This window comes from Streptomyces sp. WELS2 (genome assembly GCF_013870595.1).
Lineage (GTDB): Bacteria > Actinomycetota > Actinomycetes > Streptomycetales > Streptomycetaceae > Streptomyces.
Genome location: NZ_JACBWZ010000978.1, coordinates 1 through 2,093 on the forward strand (window position 1 = coordinate 1; position 2,093 = coordinate 2,093).

General features: G+C 73.3%; 2 protein-coding genes and 1 pseudogene. All 3 read right to left on the reverse strand.

All coding sequences use genetic code 11. The annotated features are described in order from the left end of the window. The coding region (locus tag H5J33_RS32480) for a serine hydrolase domain-containing protein (RefSeq protein WP_181798306.1) at positions 1–582 on the reverse strand (582 nt) is incomplete at its 3' end. Positions 583–702: 120 nt separating this feature from the next. Next, positions 703–1,671: an acetylxylan esterase gene (locus H5J33_RS32485; RefSeq protein WP_181798307.1), complete on the reverse strand. Its 969-nt coding sequence runs from the start codon at positions 1,669–1,671 to the stop codon at positions 703–705. A gap of 206 nt (positions 1,672–1,877) precedes the next feature. Next, positions 1,878–2,093, reverse strand: a pseudogene (locus H5J33_RS32490) (hypothetical protein); the annotation flags it as partial.

The following is a 2,093-nucleotide window of genomic DNA, read 5'->3' on the forward strand; positions in this document are numbered from 1 at the left end:
CTCCCGCTCCACGAAGGCGGCCGGCCGCAGCCCCGAGACCCGACGTATCACCTCCCCGACCAGGAAGCCGTACGTCAGCGCGTGGTACCCGGTCCGGGTGCCCGGCTTCCACCAGGGCGCCGTGGCGGCGAGCCGGGCGGTGGTCAGCTCCCAGTCGTACAACTGCTCCAGGGTGTGCGGTTCCCGTAGTCCGGGCAGCCCGGCGCGGTGCGACAGAAGATGCCGTACGAGCACCCTCTCCTTGCCCTCGGCGGCGAATTCGGGCCAGTACGCGGCCACCGGCGCGTCCAGGTCGAGCAGCCCCCGGTCGGCCAGCAGATGGGCGCACAGGGCCACGACCCCCTTGGTGGTCGACCACACGTTGACCACCGTGTCCCGCTCCCAGGGCCGGGTCCGCGCCGGGTCCGCCCAGCCGCCCCACAGGTCCACCACGGTCTCCCCGGCGACGGTGACCGCCACCGCGGCACCCAGCTCGCCGCGTGCGCGGAAGTTCTCCTCGAAGGCCTCCCGCACCGCGGTGAACCGCGGATCGCAGTGCCCGTGGATCCGCGGGGTCGTACGAGGTGTCTCCTGCGTGGACATAAGGCCTCCGTCGTCGCCGGGTACCCGGTCCGCGCCGGCCGCGGTCCGGGGGCTCCGAACGTACCGACTGCCCGGTCGGCGGGGAAGGAGGGTCCCGGCCGCCCTGCCCGCCGGCCGGGCTCAGGCGTACGAGCGCAGCCAGCGCACCCGCGCCGCCTCGTGGAACGGGCCGCCGCCCTCGTGGTCGTTGAAGTCGTACACCTCGATGGTCTTGTCCTCGTGGCCCCAGGCGTTGAACGCCGCGAACACCGTCGACGGCGGGCACGTCTGGTCCTCCAGGGCCGCCGAGAACAGGGCGGGCGCCCGGCCCCGGGCCGCGAAGTGCACTCCGTCGAAGTAGGACAGCGTGCGCCGCACCTCCGCGGCGCGCCCGCGGTGCGTCTTGAGGTAGAGGCCGATCTCCCGGTACGGATGACGGTCCGTCAGCGTCACCGCGCGCGGGAAGTCGCACAGGAACGGCACGTTCGGGGCGACCGCGACCAGGTCGGGCACCAGGCCGCCGACGGCGATCGTCAGTCCGCCGCCCTGGCTGTCGCCGAGCACCACGGTCCGCGCCGCGTCGGTCAGCGGGTGCGAGCGGGCCGCCTCCACCGCGCGTACGGCGTCGGTGATCACCCGGCGGTAGTAGTAGTTCTCCGGCGCGTCGATGCCCCGGGTCATGTACCCGGGGTAGGCCGGTGCCGAGCCCACCGGGTCCGGGGTGTCGCCTCCGCCGCCCCAGGTGCTGCCCTGTCCGCGGGTGTCCATCAGGAAGTGCGCCCGGCCGGTCGACGCCCAGAGCAGGCTCTCGTGCGGCAGGCCGCGCCCGCCCCCGTAGCCGAGCAACTCCACCACCAGCGGCAGCGGTTCGGTGGCCCCGGCGGGCAGCCGCAGCCAGCCCTTGACGGGGTGGCCGCCGAACCCGGCGAACGTCACGTCGTAGACCTCGACCGTGGTCAGGCCGGTCTCCACCGGCTCGAACCGGGCGTCCAGGTCGTGCTCGCGGGCCTGCTGGAGCGTCTTCTCCCAGAAGGTGTCGAAATCCTCCGGCTCGGTGGACTCGCTGCGGTACGCGCGGAGTTCGTCCAGGGGGAGATCGAACAGGGCCATCGGCAACCGCCTTTGTGAAGAGTGAGTAGGCGGTCTCACGGTACGTGGGTGATCGGATCTTTGGCCAGGGATCAAGTGGTGGGGAGGCCGTTTCCCGTCGTCCCGCCGACCCGGACAACTACCCAGGTCCGAGGTTGAGTAAGCGCTTGCTCCCGGAGGCGGCGCGCGCACACCGTGGGCCCCCCACTGATCGGATCACCCGCCGGTCACATCCGCGGCTGGGTCCACCGCGGCCCCGTCCGCTCCCACTCCCGCTCCCACTCGGCGAGCCGGTGGCGCAGGGCGATCCGGCGCTCGATCACCCGGCCGAGGTACACCGCCGTCGCCGTGACGCCCGCCGCGCACAGCCCGACGGTCACGGCGTGCTGCCACACCGCCACATCGCCCGGCGGCGGCGCCACACTGCGGCCCCGGGAGTCGAA